At 42.7% G+C, this 23,310-nt stretch carries 21 protein-coding genes; 6 read left to right on the top strand and 15 right to left on the bottom strand.

Going from position 1 to position 23,310, the window contains the following annotated elements; genetic code table 11:
- Positions 1-180: 180 nt before the first annotated feature.
- On the bottom strand, positions 181-1,185 hold the full coding sequence (locus PNK_RS07510; protein WP_059061275.1) for a DUF6268 family outer membrane beta-barrel protein: 1,005 nt from the start codon (positions 1,183-1,185) through the stop codon (positions 181-183).
- A 662-nt stretch (positions 1,186-1,847) separates the two neighbouring features.
- Here PNK_RS07510 and PNK_RS07505 point away from each other — a divergent pair.
- Both PNK_RS07505 and PNK_RS07500 read left to right on the top strand, forming a co-directional pair.
- Positions 1,848-3,773 carry a ubiquitin carboxyl-terminal hydrolase family protein gene (locus PNK_RS07505; protein WP_032124271.1) on the top strand — a complete coding sequence of 642 codons (1,926 nt, stop codon included), beginning with the start codon at positions 1,848-1,850 and terminating at the stop codon, positions 3,771-3,773.
- The gene (locus PNK_RS07500; protein WP_059061273.1) at positions 3,770-4,219 is read left to right on the top strand and encodes a hypothetical protein; all 450 of its coding nucleotides are present in this window, start codon (positions 3,770-3,772) and stop codon (positions 4,217-4,219) included. Before PNK_RS07505 ends, PNK_RS07500 begins: the two co-directional genes overlap by 4 nt.
- A gap of 108 nt (positions 4,220-4,327) precedes the next feature.
- On the opposite strand, the gene recN is transcribed toward PNK_RS07500, so the two are convergent.
- Genes recN through rnhC form a run of 3 tightly spaced genes read right to left on the bottom strand, consistent with a single transcriptional unit; the run spans position 4,328 to position 7,365 of the window.
- Positions 4,328-5,977: a DNA repair protein RecN gene (gene recN, locus PNK_RS07495; RefSeq protein ID WP_059061271.1), complete on the bottom strand. Its 1,650-nt coding sequence runs from the start codon at positions 5,975-5,977 to the stop codon at positions 4,328-4,330.
- A gap of 9 nt (positions 5,978-5,986) precedes the next feature.
- On the bottom strand, positions 5,987-6,427 hold the full coding sequence (locus PNK_RS07490; protein WP_032124274.1) for a hypothetical protein: 441 nt from the start codon (positions 6,425-6,427) through the stop codon (positions 5,987-5,989).
- A 26-nt stretch (positions 6,428-6,453) separates the two neighbouring features.
- A complete protein-coding gene (gene rnhC, locus PNK_RS07485; RefSeq protein WP_059061269.1) occupies positions 6,454-7,365 on the bottom strand; it encodes a ribonuclease HIII in 912 nt (303 codons plus the stop codon).
- 237 nt (positions 7,366-7,602) lie between these two features.
- Here rnhC and PNK_RS07480 point away from each other — a divergent pair, with 237 nt between their 5' ends.
- Both PNK_RS07480 and PNK_RS07475 read left to right on the top strand, forming a co-directional pair.
- Positions 7,603-8,073, top strand: a complete 471-nt coding sequence (locus PNK_RS07480) for a helix-turn-helix domain-containing protein (protein ID WP_231909233.1) — start codon at positions 7,603-7,605, stop codon at positions 8,071-8,073.
- Positions 8,074-9,279, top strand: coding sequence for a DUF368 domain-containing protein (locus tag PNK_RS07475; protein ID WP_059061266.1), 1,206 nt, complete (start codon positions 8,074-8,076; stop codon positions 9,277-9,279).
- Between the two features lie 64 nt (positions 9,280-9,343).
- Here PNK_RS07475 and truA read toward each other — a convergent pair whose 3' ends face one another.
- The 11 genes from truA to PNK_RS07425 form a co-directional block, all read right to left on the bottom strand.
- Positions 9,344-10,090, bottom strand: a complete 747-nt coding sequence (gene truA, locus PNK_RS07470) for a tRNA pseudouridine(38-40) synthase TruA (protein ID WP_059061264.1) — start codon at positions 10,088-10,090, stop codon at positions 9,344-9,346.
- A gap of 12 nt (positions 10,091-10,102) precedes the next feature.
- Positions 10,103-10,702: a MarC family protein gene (locus PNK_RS07465; RefSeq protein WP_059061262.1), complete on the bottom strand. Its 600-nt coding sequence runs from the start codon at positions 10,700-10,702 to the stop codon at positions 10,103-10,105.
- A gap of 19 nt (positions 10,703-10,721) precedes the next feature.
- Complete coding sequence (locus tag PNK_RS07460) at positions 10,722-11,318, bottom strand: MarC family protein (RefSeq protein ID WP_079992859.1); 597 nt, start codon at positions 11,316-11,318, stop codon at positions 10,722-10,724.
- Positions 11,319-11,513: 195 nt separating this feature from the next.
- Positions 11,514-11,672 (bottom strand): hypothetical protein, encoded by a 159-nt coding sequence (locus PNK_RS13655; protein WP_173636865.1) that lies wholly within the window; start codon positions 11,670-11,672, stop codon positions 11,514-11,516.
- A 110-nt stretch (positions 11,673-11,782) separates the two neighbouring features.
- Positions 11,783-12,787 (bottom strand): thiamine-phosphate kinase, encoded by a 1,005-nt coding sequence (thiL, locus tag PNK_RS07455; RefSeq protein WP_059061261.1) that lies wholly within the window; start codon positions 12,785-12,787, stop codon positions 11,783-11,785.
- Positions 12,788-12,942: 155 nt separating this feature from the next.
- Positions 12,943-14,172 (bottom strand): LL-diaminopimelate aminotransferase, encoded by a 1,230-nt coding sequence (locus PNK_RS07450; protein ID WP_059061258.1) that lies wholly within the window; start codon positions 14,170-14,172, stop codon positions 12,943-12,945.
- Entirely contained in the window at positions 14,159-15,070 is a 912-nt protein-coding gene (dapA, locus tag PNK_RS07445) for a 4-hydroxy-tetrahydrodipicolinate synthase (protein ID WP_059061256.1), read from the bottom strand. The genes PNK_RS07450 and dapA overlap by 14 nt, the downstream gene beginning before the upstream one ends.
- 4 nt (positions 15,071-15,074) lie before the next feature.
- Entirely contained in the window at positions 15,075-15,776 is a 702-nt protein-coding gene (locus PNK_RS07440; protein ID WP_059061255.1) for a 4-hydroxy-tetrahydrodipicolinate reductase, read from the bottom strand.
- An 88-nt stretch (positions 15,777-15,864) separates the two neighbouring features.
- Positions 15,865-16,923, bottom strand: coding sequence for a phospholipase D-like domain-containing protein (locus PNK_RS07435; RefSeq protein WP_059061254.1), 1,059 nt, complete (start codon positions 16,921-16,923; stop codon positions 15,865-15,867).
- Entirely contained in the window at positions 16,923-19,088 is a 2,166-nt protein-coding gene (gene recD2 / locus PNK_RS07430; protein WP_059061253.1) for an SF1B family DNA helicase RecD2, read from the bottom strand. Before recD2 ends, PNK_RS07435 begins: the two co-directional genes overlap by 1 nt.
- 329 nt (positions 19,089-19,417) lie before the next feature.
- Positions 19,418-20,371, bottom strand: a complete 954-nt coding sequence (locus PNK_RS07425) for a YheT family hydrolase (protein ID WP_059061252.1) — start codon at positions 20,369-20,371, stop codon at positions 19,418-19,420.
- A 137-nt stretch (positions 20,372-20,508) separates the two neighbouring features.
- Between PNK_RS07425 and dnaG the strand changes: the two genes are divergently transcribed.
- Together dnaG and PNK_RS07415 are read left to right on the top strand one after the other, a co-directional pair.
- Positions 20,509-22,293: a DNA primase gene (dnaG, locus tag PNK_RS07420; RefSeq protein WP_059061251.1), complete on the top strand. Its 1,785-nt coding sequence runs from the start codon at positions 20,509-20,511 to the stop codon at positions 22,291-22,293.
- Positions 22,294-22,726: 433 nt separating this feature from the next.
- Positions 22,727-23,149, top strand: coding sequence for a thiol-disulfide oxidoreductase DCC family protein (locus PNK_RS07415; protein WP_079992858.1), 423 nt, complete (start codon positions 22,727-22,729; stop codon positions 23,147-23,149).
- Positions 23,150-23,310: the final 161 nt, after the last annotated feature.

Below are 23,310 nucleotides of genomic sequence, written 5' to 3'. Positions count from 1 at the left end.
TTAATCAGATATTTGTTAAGTTATTATAAAGAATTTTAAAAAATATGTCAATTTAATGCTATTTCAATGACAACGTCTCAAAGGTTTAAACATTTTTACAGTGGGGGAGAAGATGAAGGGGCAGAGGGGAAAAGCATTCAGACCACATCTTGATTAAAAAGCGTGGTCTGAAAGGAATGATTAGAATTTGACGTCGACTTCTCCGCCAAAATAGCCGCTTGGGCGGAGTCTGTAATGGTGGGGATCGTGATTGTGTCTATTGGCAATGCGGTATTTTCCGCCTAACGTAGTACCGGCGTGCAGATTAGCAGTCATCGTGCCAGAGCCATATTTGATGGCAAATTCGGCGCCGATATTTTGATAGCGAATGACCGATTTTGCATGTGCTTCATTTTTTTTGACACGGTGACGAGAGTCAAAATTGCGGCCTGCAAGAGCTAGAGACCAATGTTTGTTGAGGATGTACTCTAAAGAAACGTTAACTGGGAAAACCATGTTAAGCTTCCAGTTTCTCGACATTTGCCAGTCGGCACCCAAAATGGGGTAGACTCGATCCATTCCCATGCCTGTTTGCGCAATAAAACCCACATGCAGGCCTATGTGCTGGCAATACTCATAACGTCCCCATGCCATCAGAGTGTAATTGAAATACTCTGCGCTGAATGCACTACCCACGTCGTAATTAATATTTAATTGTCCACGCCAAAACCAATTTTGTAGGCGTTTTGTAACACCACCGAGAGTAAAAGTAACTGTGTGGAAGCGGTCTTGCTCAAACCATGGATTTTCCGACCAATGGATGTAGGTATTGGTATAACTTAAGGCTATATTCGCTCCTTCAGAATAGGCGGGGCAATGGTAAAACACCATTCCCAATTCGGCTTCAGCTTCCGCGTAACGAACCTCATCACCCTTAAAAAATCCACGCTCAATCTTGGCTGGAGAAATGGAGTCAAAGTAGACATCTAAGCTAAATGGAGTGGGTTTGGCTGCAGCTCTTGGCGTTGCGTTTGCATCGGTTGTTTCGATCGAGCTGTAATCAGTGCTTGTACCTGAGCCGGCTAAGTTGTTAATGTGCTCTGACCCATAATCACTAAAGTCTATTGAGATATCTGTGGCTTGTAAAGAAAATGAAAGCGCACTAATTGCTAACCAAGCTGTTGCTAAAAATCGATTCCCTTTCACGTTTTACTCCTGAGTCTTTGTCTTTCTAAATGTTATACACATCCCGCATAAAATTGATTGGCTGGCAGTTATTCTTAGCTAAACAAACGCAGCTAGGCTTTTAAGAGCTCATTACACTCGTTTTAACTGGGATTTCGGCGCTCTCTCAATCTTTTTTGGGGTCAGCCATTTTTTTACAATCCTATTTCATTGATTTTCCTGGAGAACAAGATTGTGCCCATAGAGAATGGAAGCTCTCTTTATCCTCCCATATGAATGGTACTTTAAGATCTGAGCAATTTCAGTTCAAAAGAATAAAGGATTGTAAGTAAAAATTTTTCTTCCTCTTTTAGCGCCTTTTCCTTATTTCGTCAATTTGAAAAATGTCTTTAATCCATTCAACATAAGGAAAAAAAACAGGTTAAACGTTCCTATTCTCAGGTCATAACAATAGATTCAAGTTTAAAAAAGTTTTATGCAGAAGGTGGAATGGGGCTGCTTAATAATAATTCTTTTTGATTTTGCATTTATTAAATATTAGAATATGAAGGTTAAATTTTAAATTCATTAATATTTTGTAAAGAACGTTCGACTGAATAAATCTCAATTAAAAGTTGATAGAAATCATATTGTTTGGCAAAATTATGCATTCATTATTAATAATAAATAGATTGTGAGAATATATGTCTATTCCTGATGTGTCTAGCCCAATCCCAGGTCCAATACTGGATCACGTTCCGCCTTTAACAGACCCTGTGCCACCTCCCATGCCTCAGCCCGTGGATCCCCAAGTGCAAGCTGTTCAGCGTCGGATTGACTTTAGCCGTGTGAGTCAGACTCTTCGAGTGATGGCTGAGCGTGTTAAGCATGGTAAAGAGGTTATCCTGGCTTTTGTATCGTGGAGATTATTTATCATAAGAGAGGTCTTTCTACGTTTAATTTTCGTGCCTTCGATTAATCCTCATGATCGCTCTTTTGTTAAACTGATTGATTCTTTTGAGGCTAGAAAGCCTTCTCTAGAGAGGCAGCTCCTGGAGATGCAAAATAGCTTTATGCATAGAGCGGCAGTAAGGGGGGACTTAAAACGTCTATCGCAGCTTAAAATGGCTATCGAGCAGACAACTAATCAATTGCGTTTGTTTACTGAAATCACACAAAATTGGCAGCCAGCGCTTCCCATTCACGATAGAATGATAGAGATGTTGGTAGAATATGGCCGTTTATGTGAGCAACTTCAACTTCTTATGAATAATAAGGCACTTCATATTTTAAGGGAGTTTTACGGAATTGCCAGTCCTTTTTTACAGTCGGAAATCGCTCTTCCGGCAAGCATTAGAGATGATCTTTATGAGACTTGGCTGCTTGTGGAGCGGCATGTGATTCCTTTTTTTGATCCAGCAAGAATTCCTCGGGAGTTTCATGTTCTCATAGATACGTTAATAAAAGCTCGTAACCGCCCAGATAACGTGGGTTATGAGGTTGAATTTGACCGCCCACTGCCTTTGCGCAATATTGACAATAGCTGTTATATTGACAGCACCCTACACATGCTTTTCTCTCAAGATGTTGTGAGGAAGCGCTTGGTTGATTACAGCCTGGACGAAACAATTACACAATTGGAACTAGAGCTTCAGAATCCAGAACTGCCAGCCCACGTTGTCAATAATAAGGTGTTTGAATTAAGGGAAAAAAAGCACAATTTAGATAACCGCAAACAACTTCAGCACGAGCTTAAGAAGCTCATGCATGGTGGAGAGTATGTACATCAAGATCCTATTAGTTATTTGGATTACTTTTTGGCGGTGACCTCGGGACCTTCTGTGGCAAAAATTCGCAAGCTCGTAGCCGATGGGCAATTTAATGGAACTGAGTTTAATCCACTGACGATGCGAGCACAGCTAGATGCGGCTTCTTTTTTAGATATTTTGATGAAGGAAATTTTAGAGTACCCGTTCAATATTCAAAAAGTAGCTAACACACCTGCGATGCCGGGGCGTCTTTTCGCTTCTCCACAAGAGCCGGTTTACGGCCTTCACCTTGGTTTGCATACTGGAGTGCGTGATCTAAATGCGTTAATAGCTAGTAACTTAGGTGTAGAGGTTGTTGACGAGGTAAACGAGCGTTATCAAAGAGTATTTGACCCTCAAGAGGGGATCATCATCGATGCAGAAGCGGCTGTCGGTGAGGTTCAACCTATGAGAGTTCAACAGTACTCTGTTTGGCATCGTCTGAAGTCTCTCCAGGATATCATGACTATTCAGATCAAGCGCTTTGAAGTACTTCCTAATGGATTGACTACAAAAAAAGAAAATGAGATAGATCTCCCTGAAGATGGGATTATTGATTTAACGCCTTATTATGATGCTCCCATAGACGACGATAAAGGGGCGCGTTATGAGATTAAGGGGATGGTCGTTCATAGTGGTGGGCTGCATGGCGGGCATTACACGGCCCGTGTCAAACAGGGAGAACACTACTGGAGCTGCGATGATGTGAGGCCAGATATCAGAAGAATTACAAAAGAAGAATTTTTTGCGAATAAGAAACCGTATTTGCTTATTTTACAACGAATCGAGCCTCGTCAGCCCAATCAACAGGAGCATACATGACTTCACTTTCATTCATTACTGACTTTGCATGGCATGCTTGTCAGGTATTAAAAAGTAAACTTGTGCAGCTTAATCCTCGCGAGCAAAAAATTGCTCTAGCGGTAGCTGTCATCTTCGCGGCATTGCCGGGGATTTATGCGGTCGTGTATAGCTTGAGAGTAAAGTCTGCAAGGGTAAATCATCAACATAATGGACAAGGCCTTGCAAATGCTATGACACGTGAAAAGATTTTGGAGTTGGCTGACGCTCACTTTAACGAGCATCGGCTAAAGCAGCCAATTGTAGAGCAGCTAGATGGGTTATTGCCAAGAAATGGAGGTCGCATCGACGCAGTGCAATTCGATCATGATCCTATTGGTGTGGGTTTAGCCAATAAGGTTGTCGTTAAAAGTGAGATCAAAATGTTTTTAATGGGGCTCAACATAGCTGTTTCTGAAGCAGAGTAGTCTTCCGGAGCCAAAGAGGATAGAATCCTCTTTAGCTTTATCAGATCGATTTCTTTTAATCCATAAAGCTCTTGCAAAGAGCTAGATAAAATGCCTTACGGTTTAAAATCAGACTAAAACAGATGCGTTGTGCTGTTGTTCGCGTTGGATTGTTTTAAAGCCTGCCATACGCGCCAATTCTTGTTGGCGTGAGGCGGGATCAAGCTCTTGAATTTGAGTAATGGTGCGTCCCTCTTTTTCAACTTTGGAAATCTGTATATGATGGTGGGCTAAATTGGCTACCTGAGGAAAGTGGGTGATGCAAATCACTTGATGCTGCAGGCCGATTTCTTTGAGTTTATCTCCTACGATCGTAGCTGTTTCTCCGCCAATATTAGCGTCAACCTCATCAAAAATGAGCGTTGAGGTTTGTTCTTTACCTGCCAAGAGGGTTTGCAAAGCTAGAAGGACGCGGGAAATTTCTCCGCCGCTGGCGCCGTCCTTTAAGGCGATTTGATGTTCGCCCACATTGGGTTGCAGGAAAAATTCAATTTTATCATCACCATACTGAGTTCGCTTTTGAGGGGTGACAGAAACTTTGAATTCGGCTTTTGACATGTTGAGCGAGTGGAGTTGCGACGTTAAATGCTCTTGCAACTGTGTAGAAAATTGCTGTCTTTGGTCTGACAGTATTTGGGCGCAATGATTCGTTTTTGCTTCTGCTATTTGCAATTCGGCTTGGAGTGTTTCAATTTCAGCATCTGCATTTTCTAAGCGCAGCAGCTTCTCTTGCGCTACTGTTTGGTAAGTTAAGATGTCATCTAAGGTTGATCCATACTTTCGCTTAAGTCTGTTTAAGAGGGTTAAACGCTCGTTCACGATATGGAGTCTTTCGGGGTCGTGATTGAGGCGGCTTTGATAGTGCCTTAAAGTATGCGAAATTTCTTGAAGTTCGAGCATAGCGTTTTGAAAGGCTTGCGCTGTTTCTTGCAAATGAGGATCAAAGCTGACAAGAGATTCTAATGTCTGTTTTTGACGGTTTAAGGCTGTTAAGATGGCTTGTCGTTCGCCTGACAAGGCAAGGTTGATTTCTTGGATCTTTTCGGCCAATTCTTCAGCATTAAAAAGAAGGGTATATTCTGCAAACAGCTCTTCATCTTCCCCGGCCTTAAGCTGCGCCTCATCAAGCTCTTCTAACTCTCTTTGACAAATATCGATTTCGCGCAAACGCTGGGCTTCTTGTTGAACGAGTTGATCGAGTCTTGTTTTGAGATCGCTTTCTAGCTCATAGCTTGTTTGAAACTCTTGGACGTATGTCGACAAACTTCCGTAAAGATCGAGAACCTCGCGATGGTAATCAAGAGAAAGTAGAGTTTGATTGGCGTGCTGCCCCACGATGCGTACGATTTGCGATCCAAATTTGCGCAAAAATGAAGCATGAGCGAGTTGATTGTTAATGAAAACGCGGCTCTTGCCTGAAAGCGAAATTTCACGCCGGATGATTAGTTCTTGGCCATGTTCATGTTCAATCCCCCCTTCTGCAAGCAATTGGGTTAAATTCAAGAGATCGAGATCGAAGATTGCTTCCACAACCCCTTTATCGCATCCTTTACGAATCAATGAGGTGTCGGCACGCTCTCCAATTGCTAAGCTTAAGCCATGCATGATGGCCGATTTGCCCGATCCCGTTTCGCCTGTTAGAATGTTTAGGCCCGAGCTAAAAGAAATATCGGCATTTTCAACTAGAATAATATTTTGAATGCGAAGGTGTTTTAACATAAATAGTGATTAGGGATCATAGGTTTGCGAAAGCAATTGATGTAAACGGCCATTGCTTATTTCCATCAAAAAGCCGTCTTGATTCCATGCTGGTGCAGAAAAGACGAGGTTATTATCAACATAGGCAACGGGAGTAATGACAAGGTCAGGTTGATCGTTAAATTGATAAACAATAATTTTATCGACATTTGGACGCTGCCTCTTGCCTGGCTTAACTCCAACAACACGGACGGTGCGGTTCAGGATTTCGATTACGTCGTTTTGCTGCTTAAAATTGAGCGTATAGAGCATTTGATTATGAGAAATAGCCATTCCTCTGACATGGTTGTATTTTAGATAGGTTTGATCCTCTGGCTTGCCCGTTAAAATGGACGTCATATTCATCGCAAACAGAGTTGCCATGCCAATTAACACGAGGACAGTTAAATAAATGAGGGTTCGGTTAGTCATGACCTTAGCCTAAATTTTAGATACTGCTATTCTCTTTCTTTCCCTAAAATTGCGTCAAGAGTTTTAAAGTGTTGCTTACAGATGCTTAGCAATCTTTCGATACCCAAGTTTTTTAAAACTTTTTTGCCGGCGGCTAATGTTGCCGCGGAGCTCCCTTTAGGCAGAGTTATTCCAATTTCTTGACTCATCTGCTCTAAGCCGTCGACAAAGGCCTGCCTTGCTAAAATAGATGCGGCCGCAACGACAACGTCATCTTCTGCTCGATGCCTTTGTGTCAATTGGACCTCCATTTTTTTTCGTTTTAAAGCAAGTAGGACGACGCGTTCATCAGCGAATTGGTCGATGGTAACCTCTTGGCAGCCTGAGCGTTGGACGAGTTGTTCGATGGTGGTAGCATGTCCCCAAGCTAAGAGACGATTGAGGTTCTTGAAACTCTCATAGATCTCGTTGTATTTTACAGGGTTGATTTTGACGATGTGGTAGAGGCAAAGCGATTTGATCTGCGCAGCCAATTTGGCGATCGTGGCGGCGTTCAAAGTTTTGGAGTCTTTTATTCCCATAGCCACGAGTTTGGGGAATTGCTCAGAGGTGACATAGACACCTGCTACGCATAGCGGTCCAAAAAAATCTCCTTTGCCTGATTCATCAATGCCAATATGGGGAGTAAAATGGACATTTGCCAATGGATGGGTAAAGGTGAAGGTGCCCAAAATCTCTGGTTCGAGGTAAAATTCGATAAACGAGGCCTGTTCTTTGCCTTGAACGACAAGCTTTCCCGATGTATAGAGCGTGCAAGTTAGTCCTTTTTTACGTGCAGAAAAACGTGTGTGAGGAGGAGAAGTTATTGCAAATTCCTGTTTTTGGAGATCTTTTAATAACTTGTCGGCAAGCTTTAAGTCCAACGTTGTAACAAATGGAGCGGGCGAAGCGTCTGTCATGAATATGATTGATTATTAACGTTAAAAGAATGGTAATCGGAGTTTTGTAAACACCTTTTGAAAGACTTTATTCTACCAGATCAATTGGTGAATGTATAGATAAAATGCCTCTAACATACGATGCGAATTCTTAGAAGGCCATCTTTATTGATACAATAGTTTTGAGAGTCATCTTAAAAACCATTTTAGAAGCAATCGAGCTATCAGTTTAATGCTCTTTGATGTATAAAAGGAAGCATGTTAATGGATAACCAGGAGAAAGGTGTGGAACGCAGAAAAGGCGGGTCAGAAATTGATCCTGCACTGCAACAAGAAATGCAGGCGGTAGGAGATCTCTTGCGCCAAAAACGCAAGCAAATGAATGTCTCCCTTAAAGAAGCTGAAAATGCAACGTCTATTCGTATGACTTATTTGCAAGCGCTAGAAGAAGGGGAAATGGATAAGCTTATCTCCCCAGTCTATGCCCAAGGCTTTTTTAAGCAATATGCCTCTTTTTTGGGAATTGATGGGGAATCGATTGTCCGGGAAAAACCTTTCGTTTTCAATCGCCCAGAAGCACAAGAGTTCTCTTATGGTATTGGTACTTTAGAGGTTAGGGGGAATCCTGGGGCCGGAGTTAAGTGGTTTCCCAACGCTATGTGGGTATTGGCTTTTATCCTTGTTTTGGCTTCCGCATGGTACGTTGCCAGGTTCTTTGGAGTCCTTTAAATGCCTTCATCTTCCGCCTCTCCCTATAAAGGATTTTATCTGTTTTTTTGTGGCCTTTGCGTGGGAACCGCAGATTTGGTACCGGGGATTTCGGGCGGAACAATTGCTTTTATTATGGGGTTTTACCAAGCTCTCTTAGAAAGTTTAAAAACAATCAATTTAGAAACGCTTAAATTGTTGGTGACCTTTCAGTGGCGCAGTTTTTTTCAGCAGGTGGCATGGAAGTTTCTAGTGACTCTTGTTGGAGGGATTGCATGCGCTATTTTAAGCTTTTCTAGTTTCTTGCATATGGTTCTTTCCGATGAGGTCTATCGCGTCTATTTATATGCGGGCTTTTTAGGGTTGATTTTGGCGTCCTTTACTTTTTGTCTGCGGCAGATTAGTCAGTGGAGTTTGAAAGTTGGGGCTGGATTGCTCGTTGGCATTGTGACGGCCTATTTTTTGACAGATGCAACGTTAGCACCTCAGGTTGATGGCTTCTATGCCGTTCAAATCGATTTGAACTATTCTACTTCAGACCTATCCAATTATAGTGCCGAAGAGAAGCTTTTGAAAGAGCTGTCTGGATCTACATTAGGGGTTCTTCTTGCAAAAAAAGTGATTCAGCCAAGCACTCCAGTCTATGATGAAAAGGGAGTATTAGTCGGTATTGCGAGTCAATTTGCTACCCTGCATCGTGTGAGTTTTCTTGATTTATGGTTGATTGCTTGCGGCGCGATTGCCGTATGCGCATTGCTGCTTCCTGGTGTTTCTGGAAGTTATTTGCTGACTCTTTTAGGTGTCTATCCAATTGTCATAGCTGCTTTAGCAGATTTTGTTGCAGGAATTGGTCAATTTACAATTGACCTTGAAGCTCTTTCAGTCTTATTTAGTCTATTAATCGGAATTGTAGGGGGAGCTATTGGCTTTGCTCGGTTTGTGAGTGCTTTATTGCGTCATTATCCTGATCTTAGTTTGGCTGTTTTATCAGGTTTTATGATTGGAGCTTTGCGTTCTGTTTGGCCGTTTTGGTCCTACACGCATGCTTTATTACCTCTAAAGCTGGATAAAGGACCTCAGCTCATTTTATTGCATCCCATCTGGCCTTCTTTCGATTCCTCACTGTTCTGGCTTGCCTGTCTATGCTGTACTATTGGTTATGGGACGGTTTTCTTGGTTGAATACTTGGCTAAATGTAAAGCAACCGAGATTGTAGATCCTGTTTAGGATGCTGATAAATCCGACATCGAAGAACAATGTAGATTTTCCTAGTTGTACTTATGAAAGGTGATTAATAAAAAACGGTGTGGAGGAACAATCCATGCGCCGGCGCTGTCACACCAGCCTCAGTCCTTTTTCCTGATTTGAGTATCATTGGAATGGATTCTTTGGCTATTTTGCCTTTGCCGACATAAACCAAAGTGCCGACCAGATTGCGTACCATCTTGTATAAAAAGTGGTTTCCCCTGACCCTTATACAAAGCCGCTTATCTTCCAATTCTTCAATGGCAATGATCTGAATATGCCTGACAAAGTCAGTGTAGTGGGCATTCTTCTTGAAATTGCAAAAGGCTTCGAAATTGTGCTCTCCAATTAGAAAAGCAAGAGCACTCCTCATTTCATCTAGCTGTAGCGGATAAGGGCAATGCCACGAATAAAAGCGATGATGAGGAAGCTGAAATGAGTCGTAACAAACAAAGTAGCGGTATTCTTTGCCTGTAGAATCCAGGGTTGGATGAAAAAAAGCTGCAGCAGGTTCTGCAGCTAAAATCGTAATGTCTTTAGGAAGCAGGCTGTTTAAACTAATTACAAGCCTGTTAAAGTCTGCAACTGGCTTAGCTGTTAAAAAATTGACAATTTGTCCAAGAGCATGCACTCCGGCATCTGTGCGGCTGGCAGCTTGCAAAGGAGTAGGGTGTTGAAGAATTTGCTCTAAAATGGTTTGAAGCGTTTCTTCAATGCTTGGTCCCATGTGAGTCTTTTGCCACCCTAAGTAATTTCGTCCATCGTAGGCTATGGTAAGCTTAATGTTTTGCATGCAGGGGGCCGCTTACGCTGGCTGAGGCTGTGTTGCCCAAAAGAGTAATATCCCTTCCAAAAAGCGCTGAACAGCGATTAAAACGAGCACCATGCCAATTAATCTTTCGCAAGCCATCAAGCCGCTTGACCCTAAAAAGCGTTTAATAGTGCCGGAAAATAGGAGAATAACAACGGATAGTGCCCAAGCAATTAAAATAGCTATGATCATAATGGATTGATAGGGCTCCAAATGAGCATAAAGCATGAGAGTTGCCATGAGTCCAGGCCCTGCAATTAGTGGAACTGCTAATGGGAAAATAAACGGTTCCCCCTTTGGAAGATTGGCTCTTGGACTGTCCGAAGCCGTAAATAGAATTTTTATTGCGATTAAAAAGAGGATTACGCCGGATGACAAGCGAACAGTCGTTTCGGATAGATCGAGGAAGTCGAAGATGAGTTCACCTAAATAATTAAAAGCAATCATCACGCCTAAGGCAATAAGCATTTCCCTGAATACAATCCAAGACTGGCGTTTAGGGTTTAGTTCTTTAACCATCGATTGGTAAGCAGAAATATTTCCGACCGGGTCCATGATCAGGAGAAGCACTAGTGCAATGCTAAAGAGGGACATTTTTAATACTCCTAGACGTTTAAACTGTAGAGAGGGCAGTTAAAAATAAGGACGATCCTTGAACAATCATTTCAGTGGCAATCATCGCCAGCAACATTCCCATGAGCTGTTCAAGAGCCGCTAAACCACGCTTTCCAAGGAAGACCTGCAGGTATGGGGCTGAAACTAACACGCCCGTCACGCCAACCCAAGCGAGCAAAATAGCCAGGAAGATTTTCATGTCGTTAGCTTCTTGCTTAGAGTAAAGCATGATCATGGTCAGCAAACCTGCTCCCGATAACAGAGGAGTGGCAATTGGCACAATAAATGGATCTTGTTTGGGAGTATCTGCCTTGGCTTCTGTACGATCGGAAAAAATCATCTTGAGGGCAACTAAAAATAAGAGAACGCCACCACTGATTGTGAGTGCGTAGTTGCGGATATTCAAGCTGCTAAGAAATGTTTCGCCCAAGAATAAGAAAAAGACGGCCAAAATTAAGGCAAACATCGACTCTCGGAATAAGATCTTTTGTTGCTGCGGAATGGTGTGGTCTTTAATGAGGGCGATAATAGTTGGGCAGTTGCCAATTGGATTGGTAATGATAAAGAAAATCATTGCTAGCTGAATGATAGTCACGGCTAGTCCCTTGGTAAGATTTACACTTAAAAAAATAGTTAGGATAACTAGTAAATGAATAGTTACTATAACTAGCGGAGGGATTTAGAACAAGAGGGGAAGGATCATAATTAAGAGGTGTTGTTATTTATTGATGCATGCGAGGGAGTAAGACCGAATCAGCTGCTTTGCTGGTTCGGTCGCAAGGCTGCTGATTTAGCGGCCAATTAGAATGAAAATACCTGACAAGAGAGCTAATATACCCAATAAAATGGGTGGAATTGCTAAGGTACCAATCAAAGCAACTAATCCAACTAAAATAAGATAAATAGCTAACAAAAGGAAACCAATGTTGAATGGGCGTCCAAGTAACATAAGACTCCTGGGTTTAAAGTAAAAATTTGATAGTAGGGGATCAAACTTCTTCTGACAAGTATTTTTTATCTCTTTAGCGAAAAAATCGAGGTGCAAGAAAGGGCTTCCGATTACGACTTGGCCGAAAAATGGTCGAATCCGGTTTTTGATAGTTGAAAGGGTTGGCCATCTTTCAAATAAGAAAGCGTCGAACCAGTCGTTATTTCTCCGACTTTAAAAAGAGGTCTATCGAATAGTTGCTGATAGCCTAAATTGAGTGCAGCGTAGGCATTAGGATTGACAGTAGCGAGTAGGCAATAGTCTTCGCCTGCAGTAGCTGCCATTTCTTCTGCAAACCATCCATATTGCTTTGCACACGTTTTAAGAGAAGGGGAAAGGGGGAGCTTGTCAAGATAGAGTTTGGCTCCGCAATGCGATCTTTCCATGATGTGTTGAATGTCAGAGTCAAGACCATCTGAAATATCCATCATCGCGTGAACGCCCACTTGCGAGGCTAGCCATTCTCCCTCTGACAGATGGGGACGGGGATGCACGTGTTGGTGGATGAGCGCCTCAGTGATGGGATTGTGTGGAAGATTTTCCAGCAGGATTTTGAGCCCGGCACCAGAGTCTCCTAAGTATCCGGTACTGCAAATAATATCGCCTTCTTTAGCCTGTGAGCGGCGTTTGATGTGGTCTGTTTGCGCTGATCCGATGACTAAGACATTGATGGCAATTTCTTCTGACCGCGTTGTATCGCCGCCAAGCAACAAGACATTCTCGCTTTCCGCCAATTGCCGAAATCCTTGAAAAAAACGATCAACCCAATCGACTTCCATAGTCGATGGAAGGGCGATTGATAAAAAGGCATACAGAGGCTTTCCTCCCATTCCTGCAATGTCGCTTAAGCTAACGGCAAGGGATTTATAGCCTAGGTCTTCAGGCGAAGTAGTGGTAGTGAGAAAGTGAATGGATTCTATTAATAAATCTGTTGTGATTAAAAACGAGTGCTGGCCGTTTTGGGGAATGATAGCACAATCATCTCCAATCCCTTCAACTCCAAGAGGAAGGTTTTGAGTGAAAAAAGGACTAAAGCGTTGAATCAATCCAAATTCACCAAGTGTATGTAATTTCATCTTGCCTCCTTAGGATGGACTTTGCTGAAGCTTGGTTGATAGGAAGTGATGTCCAGAAAGCCAGTATCTCTTTTTATTCCTTGTTTTCGTGTATATTTGTTACGTGAATTTTTGTCGATTTACTGGCAATCCTTGTCTACGCTCTATTCAACCATTTAAACTCGATCCAGCTTGTGAAGAGCTCTTCTAAGTCTTGAAATGGCTTCTATAATATTTGCACGATTGGCAAAAGCGCTAAAACGCAAGAAGCCTTCTCCTGCTGGTCCAAATCCACTGCCAGGCGTGCTGATAATGTGTGACTTTTCTAAGAGCATTTCAAAAGCTTCCCACGAGCTCTGATTGGGGAAATGAACCCAAATATATGGAGTGTCCACTCCACCATAGACTATGTAACCTAAGGCTTCAAACATCTCTTTGAGCATTGTTGCATTTTCCATGTAAAACGTGGTTAATTCCTTAATGGCTTTAAGTCCTTCTGGTCGCAGTGCTGCTAAGCCTCCAGATTGGGCAATATTGGAAGCACCATTGAAAAAAGTGGAGTTAATTCGGTTCCAGTCATTTTGAACAAGGTGTCCATCTTCAAAGCGAAGTTCTTTGGGAACGACACTCCAAGCTAGACGCACTCCCGTAAATCCAGTCATTTTGGAAAAAGAACCAAGCTCGATGGCGACCTCTTCGGCTCCTTCAATTTCATAGATAGAGCGAGGGGTGTTTGGATTGCGAATGAAGCAGGCATAAGCAGCATCGAAAATGAGGACAGAGCCGTTTTGTTTGGCAAAGTCAACGAGCTGGCTGAGTTGTTCATAAGTGGCTGCAGCTCCTGTTGGATTATTGGGCGAACAGAAAAAGATGAGATCGGTCCTTGGCAATTTTTCGAGGGAAGGGAAGAAGCTGTTTTCTGGCGTACATGGCATGTAAGTAATGCCGCTGTATTGTTTAGAGAGAGGATGATAGGTTGATGTTTGCCCCATGATAACGCCAGTATCGACATAAGCTGGATAAGAGGGATCTTGGACTGCAATACTTGCCTGGCCACCGAATAGAATTTGCAGGCGGCCAATATCGCACTTAGATCCATCTGAAACAAAAATATCGTCGGCAGGCCTTTTGCCTTGATACACTTGTTCTGAAATGGCTTGGCGTAAGTTAAAGTGTCCTTGTTCGGGTCCATAGCCTGAATAGCCATCTGGAGTTGCTAAAGCCTCCGCTGTGATTGCCATCGAATTGGCTATCAGGGAAGGAATGGGCTGTGTCGTATCGCCAATACCTAAGCTTATCAGCTCGGCAGATGGATTTTTTTCCAAGAACGCTTTTTTGCGTTTTGTGATTTCAGGGAATAAGTAGCCCGATTGTAGTTTAGCAAGATGTAAGTTACGTTTGACCATAGCCTTCGATCCATTCTTGTGGCATTTGTTTTAAGACATTAGCTAATTGTTCATAGTTATGTGGAAGAAGATCACATAAAGGGAGGCGGCAAGAACCTGCTGCCATTCCATAGAGACTTAAAGCCGCCTTTATTGGAATGGGATTTGTTTCGATAAAAGTAGCTTTAAACAGAGGGAGAAGTTGATAGTGCCACTCTTGGGCCTTGACAAAGTCTCCGTTTAAAGCGGCTTGCACTAAAGACTTGATGGCTCCTGGAATAAGGTTGCTAACGACGGAAATGACGCCATGGCCGCCGAGCGCTATTAAAGGCAGAGTTAAGGCATCATCTCCGGAAAGGACGCTGAAATGCTTCTTGCGGCGGCTTATCCCTTCAATTACATCGCTCATTTGAGGGACATTGCCTGATGCTTCTTTGACACCGATGATGGCGGGAAGGGATGTTAAACGCTGAAGCGTTTCGGTTTGAAGGTTTTGGCCAGTTCTTCCTTGAATATTGTAAATGCAGATCGGCAAAGATGTTGCTTGGCAGATCGCTTCAAAGTGGCGATACAATCCCTCTTGCGTGGGCTTATTGTAATAGGGGGTGACGATCAAGGCAGCATCAGCGCCAAGTTGTTCTGCTTGCTTAGTGGCGAGAATTGTCTGGGAGGTTGAATAACTGCCGGTGCCAACAAGGAGCTGTGTTTTTTTCTTAGTTTCTTCGCGTGCAATTTCAATGATTCGTGCCTTTTCTTCGCCTGATAAGGTCGGGGATTCTCCTGTTGTGCCCAACACAACGATTCCATCGATGCCATGCCTAACTTGAAATCGCAAATGCTCTCTCAGTCCTTTTTCATCTAACTGCCCGTCTGTGGTAAAAGGAGTTGTCAAAGCTGTATAAACACCTTGTAAACGCATCTTCTTATTCCTGTTTTAATGAAATGGGTATTAAGTCATCTAAGGTAAAGAAACCTTTTCTGTTTTTGAGCCACTCAGCGGCTGTAAGGGCCCCATAAGCAAATCCTTCTCGACTGCGAGCTTGATGCGTGAGTGTAATGGTGTCGACTGGACTGTCTAAGCAGAGTGTATGCGTGCCAGGGATATAGCCGCAGCGTACACTGGAAAATTGAAAGTCGGCGAGGTGGGGTAAATGTTGCATAATGGAGGATGTCAATGCCTTGGCGGTGCCTGAAGGGGCGTCTAATTTGTGCTTGTGATGGTATTCAATTCCGCTTAGGTCGTATTCAGTAAATGGAGCGATCAGTTGAGCGGCATAAGAGACAATTTTTTTGAAGAGATGGACGCCAATTGAAAAATTAGGTGCATAGAGACATGCGATCGAAGACGAAGCGACGAGTTCTTTGGCAAGTTGCAATTGGTCGTCCCATCCAGTAGTTCCGATGACTAAAGGTTTTTTTAAAGCTATGCTTTTGCGTAAATGGTCAAGAACAGCGTCAGGGTGGCTAAAGTCAATCCAAATATCGGCTTCTTGAAGTTGGCTTAATTGTTCATTAATTTTTTTAGACGAGGGAGAAATGGCTGCTACGATTTCATGTCCTCTATGTGGAGCTAGCTGGGCAATGAGTTGTCCCATCTTTCCATAGCCAATCAGGGCAATTTTCATGAGTTGACCTTTTTTGTGCGTTTAGATCCTTTTTTTGTGGCTAAGGCAACTTTTTCAGATTGTTTTTGAATGGCCTGCCAAAGTTGATTCATTTTTTGTTTTTTTGCTCAGGCAAAAGGGAATTAAGAACAATGAAGCAGTCGTCATTTGCTTTAAAGGCAGACTGAGTCCAATTGGCGGATCCATTGACCAAAATAGCGTCGTCGATATAAGCAAATTTATGATGCAAAAGGCCTTGTCCTGTACTTAAGCGAACAGGGATTCCAGCTTCGTTCAGCATGCGAACGACTTTTGCGCTTGTTCCTTTTCCTGAGTAGCGATCAATCACAGCTTCGACTCTAACTCCGCGTTTGGACGCTGCAATCAGCTCTTGTGTGAAATCGGCGCGGGTCCAGGTAAACATGGCAACCTTAATCGTTTTTTTTGCCGACTGGAAGAGTTGAATCATTCGTTTAACGGCATCTGGATCGTCTGGCAAAACCCATAGTTCGAGATCTTGATTGCCTATTCTGGCCTGGCAGTGCATGAGCTTACTTGTATTGCCTTCTTCATCCATGCTCTTGGCTTTTTCGGTTAAAGCTTGGGCAAGAGCTGGGTGTTGCATGTTAAAGACAAGATTTCCATGCGTGCGCAAAGATTCCGTTGTCATGTTAGCAGAACCTAACAAGATTTGCTTCTGATCGACGATGAGGATTTTTTGATGCATGAGGCCTTGGGAGAGCCTTTTTACGATCGTTGCTTTGGGTAGTTTGCGGGAGATTCCAATTGATGCTTTGGCATCGCAGACAATGTGTACGGGAATGCCAGCCTCTACTTTTTGATTCAATGCATGGATGACTTCTTGATTGACTAAAGAGTAAATGGAAAAGGTGATCGATTCCTTTGCATTTTGAATGGCTGAAAGATAAAGGGCTTTTAAGTCGTCCTGGGTCTGATTAGAGTAGAGTTTTAGCGTGTCTGAAGAGGAGTGCAAAGTAGCAGGCTGCGAGTAGGCAATTTTGCTTGAAGCCTCAGTCGGCAAAGAAAGAGGAGAAAGATCGCCAACCAGTTGATAAATGGCAAATAGGAGCAAAGCGATAATAGAGCTGAGCGATGTGTTCTTTAGCAGCGATTTGAGAGTGGGGGAGGAGGGACGCTTCTTTTGCATCAGAGAATTTCCATTAGGGCTTGTTGAAGGCTTGTATGACGCTTTTGTACGTCGTCTTTATTAACTGCGATGGCTAAGGCTTTTTTTGTTCCAACTAAAACGACCAGTTTTTTTCCACGAGTAATACCCGTGTAGAGGAGATTGCGATGCAATAGCATGAAGTGGCTTGTATGCACAGGCATGACAACACAGGGGCATTCGCTGCCTTGAAATTTGTGTATGGAGATGGCATACGCTAATACTAATTCATCTAAATCGCTGTAGTCGTAAGGAACTTCTTTATCGTCGAAACGGATGAGCACCTGTTGTTCGTCGGGATCGATCTCTAGAATATAGCCAACATCTCCGTTGAAAACCTCTTTTTGGTAGTCGTTGCGGATTTGCATGACTTTGTCACCGACTTGAAATTTTTGCCCTCCTCTAAAGAGCGCGTGCTCTTTGGGATTGAGAATCAGTTGAAGGGATTGATTGAGATGTTCGGTTCCAATTACTCCCTTCTTCATAGGTGCCAAAACCTGAATATCTTGCGTCGGATTAAATCCGTAGCGGTTTGGAAGGCGTTGCGAGACCAGTTTTACAATCGTATTTAAGACCTCTTCATTTTCGTGACATTCTATAAAAAAGAAATCGCTGTCCTGTCCATTATAAAGGCTTGGAAAAGTCCCTCGATTGATGCGGTGAGCATTGGTAATAATGTGCGACCCTGCAGCCTGTCTGAAAATTTCATTTAACGTCGTTACAGAAAGGGTGTAGGAAGTAATCATATCTCTTAAGACGTTTCCTGGGCCCACGCTTGGAAGCTGATTGATGTCTCCAACAAAAATAACACGGCAATGGTCTGGAAGTGCTTTTAAAAGGCCATACATTAAAAAAGTGTCTATCATGCTTGCCTCATCGACAATCATCAAATCGCAGTCCAGCGGGTTTTCACGGTTTCGTTTAAATCCGCCTGCTGTTTTGAAGTCGTATTCTAGAAGGCTGTGAATGGTGGATGCCTTGCGCTTGGTTATTTCACTCATGCGCTTGGCTGCCCGCCCAGTTGGTGCAGCGAGACAAATTTTTTGGGTGAGCTTTCCGCTGATCGTTAGAATGGCATTAGTAATCGTGCTTTTACCTGTACCCGGCCCTCCAGTAATAATGTGGAGTTTATCTATGATGGCTTGGGCGACGGCTTCTTTTTGGTTGGCAGCCAGCTGTATTTGCAATTGCTCTTGTACCCACTGGACAGCCTTTCCAGCATCTATTTGCCTAAGAGAGCTGACTCCCTTTTTAAGTCTTCGGAGTTCTCTGGCAATGCCTATTTCTGCAAGGAAGAGAGGCTTGAGCCAAACAAAACGCTTTTTTTTCCCCTCTTCAATTAAATCAGCCAATTCAATGCGGCCTTCTTGCTGCAGTCCTTGTAACCGCCTCTCTATTTGATCTGGAGTCACTTCAAGCGTTTTTTCCCCTTCCTTTAAGAAGTCGTCGACCGGGTAGCAGACATGCCCATCTCCGGACAACTGAGATAAGACATATTCAATGCCTGCATCAATTCGTTGATCTGAGTCTTTAGTGATACCCATTTTTTGGGCTATGGTATCGGCCGTTTTGAATCCCACTCCAAAAATATCTCTTGCTAAGCAGAAAGGATTGTCTTTAACTTTTGTGATGCTTTGAGAGCCATAGGTTTTAAAAATCTTTTGAGCAAAAGCTGGACTCACTCCATTTCCTTGCAGAAAGACCATCACATCGCGGATTGATTTTTGTTCGATCCAACAAGCTTTGATCTTTTCGATCCTTTTAGTTCCCAAGCCAGCGATTTCTAAAAGTTTTTCAGGGCAGTCTTCAATGATGGCTAAGGTATCTGCGCCAAATGCATCTACGATGCGACTGGCATATTTGGGGCCTATTCCCTTAATTAATCCAGAACCTAGGTATTTTTTGATTCCTACGATATCGGCGGGGGCTTCTACCTTATAATTTGCGACTTCAAATTGACGTCCATGGATGAGATGGGTTTTCCAAGCACCAAAGCAACGGACCGTTTCGCCCGGTTGAATGCCTGGCATGCAACCGACTATGCAAGTTAACTCAGATTTTTTAGCTTGTTGCAGCTGGGCAACGGTATACCCATTTTCTAGGTTGTGAAATGTCAATCGTTCGATGTAGCCGCAAACTTGTTCCATAGTCGTCCTTATGAAGGTAGTTCTAGCGAAATCAGATTTTTGGCTTGCGGTAATGATCCTGAAAGGATGGACAAGATTGCAAGCGTCAGGATTGATAGGGGCTGTATTCCCATGACGTCGTTAGGACTAACCTTATGTGCTACAATCATAGCGAAATAAAAGCTCGAAAACAAGAAATTATCTAAATAATAAACTTTTTAAGTTATTAAGACTCAGTAGAGGGCTTCCATTTTCGATGTTTAGGCAGTAATTAGGATTTAAAGGTTTCTTAAAACTATGATCAGGATGCTTTGCTGGTTTGTGCCAGAACTTAGTAGAAGAGCTCTTTTTTATGGTTCGCACTTGGTGGCTGCGATCCATTTGTGTAAAAGATGGTCGAGCCAAAAATAGGAATGTTTGCGTCCGGACCAGCCGACAAATCCCATATGCCCCCCATATTGGGATAGAGAAACTTTTATTGAAGGCGAAAGAGGGCGCTCTAAAACCGATTTGTAGTCAATAAAGGGATCGTCCATGGCAAAAAGGATTTGGCAAGAAGCCTGCATATCAGGGAGGAGAAAACAGCTGCTTGCTTGCTGGTAATAATCGTCGGCGTCTTTAAACCCCCACGCCTGCGCTGTCACGTGATTATCGAATTCATACATGGAGGCCATGAGCTTTCCAGGAATCCATTGTTTGGCAATTGGTCGCAATTGCTTTAAATAATAATTGTGGTAGAAGCGGTTAGAAGAGTGGGAAATCATTTGCAAAGTTCTAGTTAAATCGATGGGGGGACAGACTGCAATGGTATGATCCACCAGGCTGTCTTGATGATCCTTCGACTCGCCTGCAAGCTTTAAGGCGATATTGCCTCCAAGAGAAAATCCGATCAGAATGAGAGGCGATAATGGCGTTTGCTTTTTGATCGCTTGAATGACGCGTCGAACATCATGACTGACGCCTCCATGATAGGGAAGACGTGCAAGGTGCTTACCTGATCCGCAGCCTCTCAGATTAATGCGCAATACCCGATAGCCTATTTGATAGAATTTGCGGCTTAGGCGAATCATATAAGAAGAATTATGGCTTCCTCCCAATCCGTGAATCATCACGATTGTTTTTTGAGTGTTTGTCCAAGAGGAAGGAGTAGATAATTCGCAACATAATGAGTCGCCGTCTTCCAGCGAAACATGTAACTGGGTTGAAGGGGGAGCTTTGCCTGTGCGGTTGAATGTTCCCAAAATTGTTTGTACATGGGGAGAGGAAAAGCCTGGTAAAGGAACAAAAGATAATTGATCAATCATGCTTAATAGTCTTTATATGTAAAACTATGAAAATATCAATTACTTCAAATAATTAAAACCTTTTAATTATTTTTCTCAAAGCGGTCTTGTTTACAAATGTCAATCCAGGCAAAATTATTGCCTCAGGAGAATGATTAATGCCGATTTTTAACAAAGAAAGTTTAGAGACTCTCAAGCAGCGTGTGGATCTGGTTGAAGTGTTATCTTCCCATATGGAGCTTAAGCGCACGGGAGCTTCCTACAAAGGGCTTTGCCCTTTTCACGATGAAAAATCACCTTCTTTTGTGGTTCAGAAAGGAGATTCTCATTACCACTGTTTCGGATGCGGTGCCCATGGGGATGCGATCCAGTTCTTAATGACTCATCAGAAGATGAGTTTTAGCGAGGCGGTTGAAAGTCTAGCACAGCGCTTCCACGTCCATCTTGAAGTCGAAGAACGTGAAGAAAAGCGGGGGTTGAATAAAGGCTTAATCAAATCTGCATTGGAAACGGCTTGTCAGTTTTATCATTATTGCCTATTGCATACAGCAGAAGGACATGAGGCTCTGGCTTATCTCTATTCAAGGGGAATTGATTTAAATTTTATACGTTATTTCCAATTAGGGCTTGCTCCTAAAATGCCCGGACTCTTTCGAGCTGTAATGCAAGCGAAAGGAGTTAAAGATGAGGCTTTGCTGGAAGCTGGTTTATTGGCGTCCAATAAAGAGGGGCAAATGCGGGAGTTTTTTAGCGATCGCATTCTTTTTCCCATCCACCATCATTCAGGTGGGGTGATTGGATTTTCAGGACGCAAATACAAAGAGGAAACGTTCGGTGGAAAGTACGTCAACACGCCAGAGACGACGCTTTTTAAAAAATCACGCGTCTTGTTTGGGTTGAATTATTCGCGGAGGCGCATTGCTAAAGAACGCAAAGCCATCATAGTCGAAGGACAGATTGATGCCTTGCGTCTCGTTCAAGTTGGATTAAATCTAACAGTTGCAGGGCAAGGAACTGCATTTGGGGACGGGCATGTTAAGGAGCTTGTTAACTTAGGAGTCAATCAAGTTTACTTGGCTCTGGATTCAGATAAGGCAGGGCAGGAAGCCACTAGCAAAATTGGCCATCTTTTTCAAAAAGAGGGAGTTGAAGTTAGGGTTGTGCAAATGCCGCTTGGAAGTGATCCAGATAGTTTTCTAAGAGAGCGGGGCCCAGACGCGTTTTTAAAGTTATTAGCTGTCAGCATTGACTATATCAACTTCCTTGTTAAACACCTTTCACAAGACTTAAACCTTGACTCACCGGCCGCGAAGAATGAACTAATGCAGAATGCCACTAAATTGATTAGAGAATGGGATCATCCTTTAATGGTGCATGAGACGCTTCGCAAACTGGCTCATTTGCTTAAGGTTCCTGAGGAGATTGTAGGGGTCGGAAAGGATCATCTGCCCAATATCTATATTAAAAAAACAGCAAGTGTTGGCATTCAAACGATCGATCCCGACCGCATTTTGGAAACCGATCTTTTAAGATGGCTCTTGCTGCATGGACAAGAGCAAACGCGGTTAGTCGACATCGTTCGGCTCAATTTGGCTAAGGAAGATTTTAAAGTCTCCATTTGCCAGAAAATTTTCGAGCTCTATAGCGAAAATTATGAGAATCATCGCTCATGCGATTTACTCTCTTTGGCGATCGACTTGGACGATGCGGAAGGGCAATTGGTTTTATCTGATTTATTGCAAAAGAAGGTTAATAAGGAAAAGGCCGAATCTCTCTTGATAGAAACAGTTCAAAAGATTCTTGACCGGAACTGGATGTACAAAAGAGAAGAAATCAAAATCAAGGTTCAGAGCGGCCATTGCTCGGATGAAGAAGTGCTGGCACTCGTTAAGCAATTTGATGACTTAAAACGCAATCCGCCGGTTGTTAATCTGAATTTTTGAGTATTTTAGCCTGCCGACAGAGGCAGGCTAAAAACCTAGAATTCTTTGGAAGAGTTTGAGTAAGAAAAACTTGATTGACTTGATTTATCTATTTTATCTTTCTTCTTTCATGATTCACTTCGTTAAATGCAAAAAGTTGTGCTCTTTCCGCTGCGGTCATTCCATGTCCAGCAAGTTCTAATGAAAACTTGAACTACAGGAAGGAGATTCAGTGAAGGGCCTAATATTAATGGATTAGACATATAAGTCCTTACCATGTGATTAACTAAAGATAATCTAAAAACGTTATTTGAGCATCTGTATTTTAAAATACCTATCTGATCAAAAAGGATAATAACATTAGTTGATTTATTAAAACACTCTCAATGGTTATAAAATTGTTTTGACAAAAGGGTGTTTGTTGTCTATTAATGGACATCTAGAAAAGGAGGGGATGATGTACAAACCTTTTAGTCATTTAGTTTTCTATGATGGAGAGTGTGGATTATGCGATCGGGTTGTGCAATTGCTTTTGAAGCTAGATAAGCATGGGCGTTTCGTGTTTGCCCCTTTGAAAGGAGAAACGGCAGCTTTCTATTTAAAAAATCTTCCTGATAAATACAAAGGAAAGGATAGTTTGATTCTAATCGAGGATTATCAATCTTCTCATCCACAGACGTATGTGTTAGCGAAAGGGGCGTTGCGCATTTGCTGGCTACTTGGAGGGATTTGGAGTTTGGTGGGATGCCTATCGTTTTTACCCTCGGTTTTCTTTGACTGGGCTTACCGGCTCGTTGCGCAAAATAGGCATCGCTTTTTTTCCGCGAAAGAGTGCGTGCTTCCTCCAAAGAATCAGGGTGGCCGCTTTTTACCTTGAGAGTTCAGCTGGGCAATTCTTTTGACCAGCATTCATTTCACCAACCTTCACTTCATCGATGTTTTCGTTAAAAATGGCACAATTCTTGATTTAATGATTTGTTAGATTCAATCTAAAAGATCTTTCGCATGTTAATTGAAATTTAAAATGTAATTATTATT

It is taken from the genome of Candidatus Protochlamydia naegleriophila (assembly GCF_001499655.1).
GTDB classification, from domain to species: domain Bacteria; phylum Chlamydiota; class Chlamydiia; order Chlamydiales; family Parachlamydiaceae; genus Protochlamydia; species Protochlamydia naegleriophila.
Note: the sequence above shows the minus strand (reverse complement) of the source record. Positions and strands in the feature narration are given on the sequence as shown.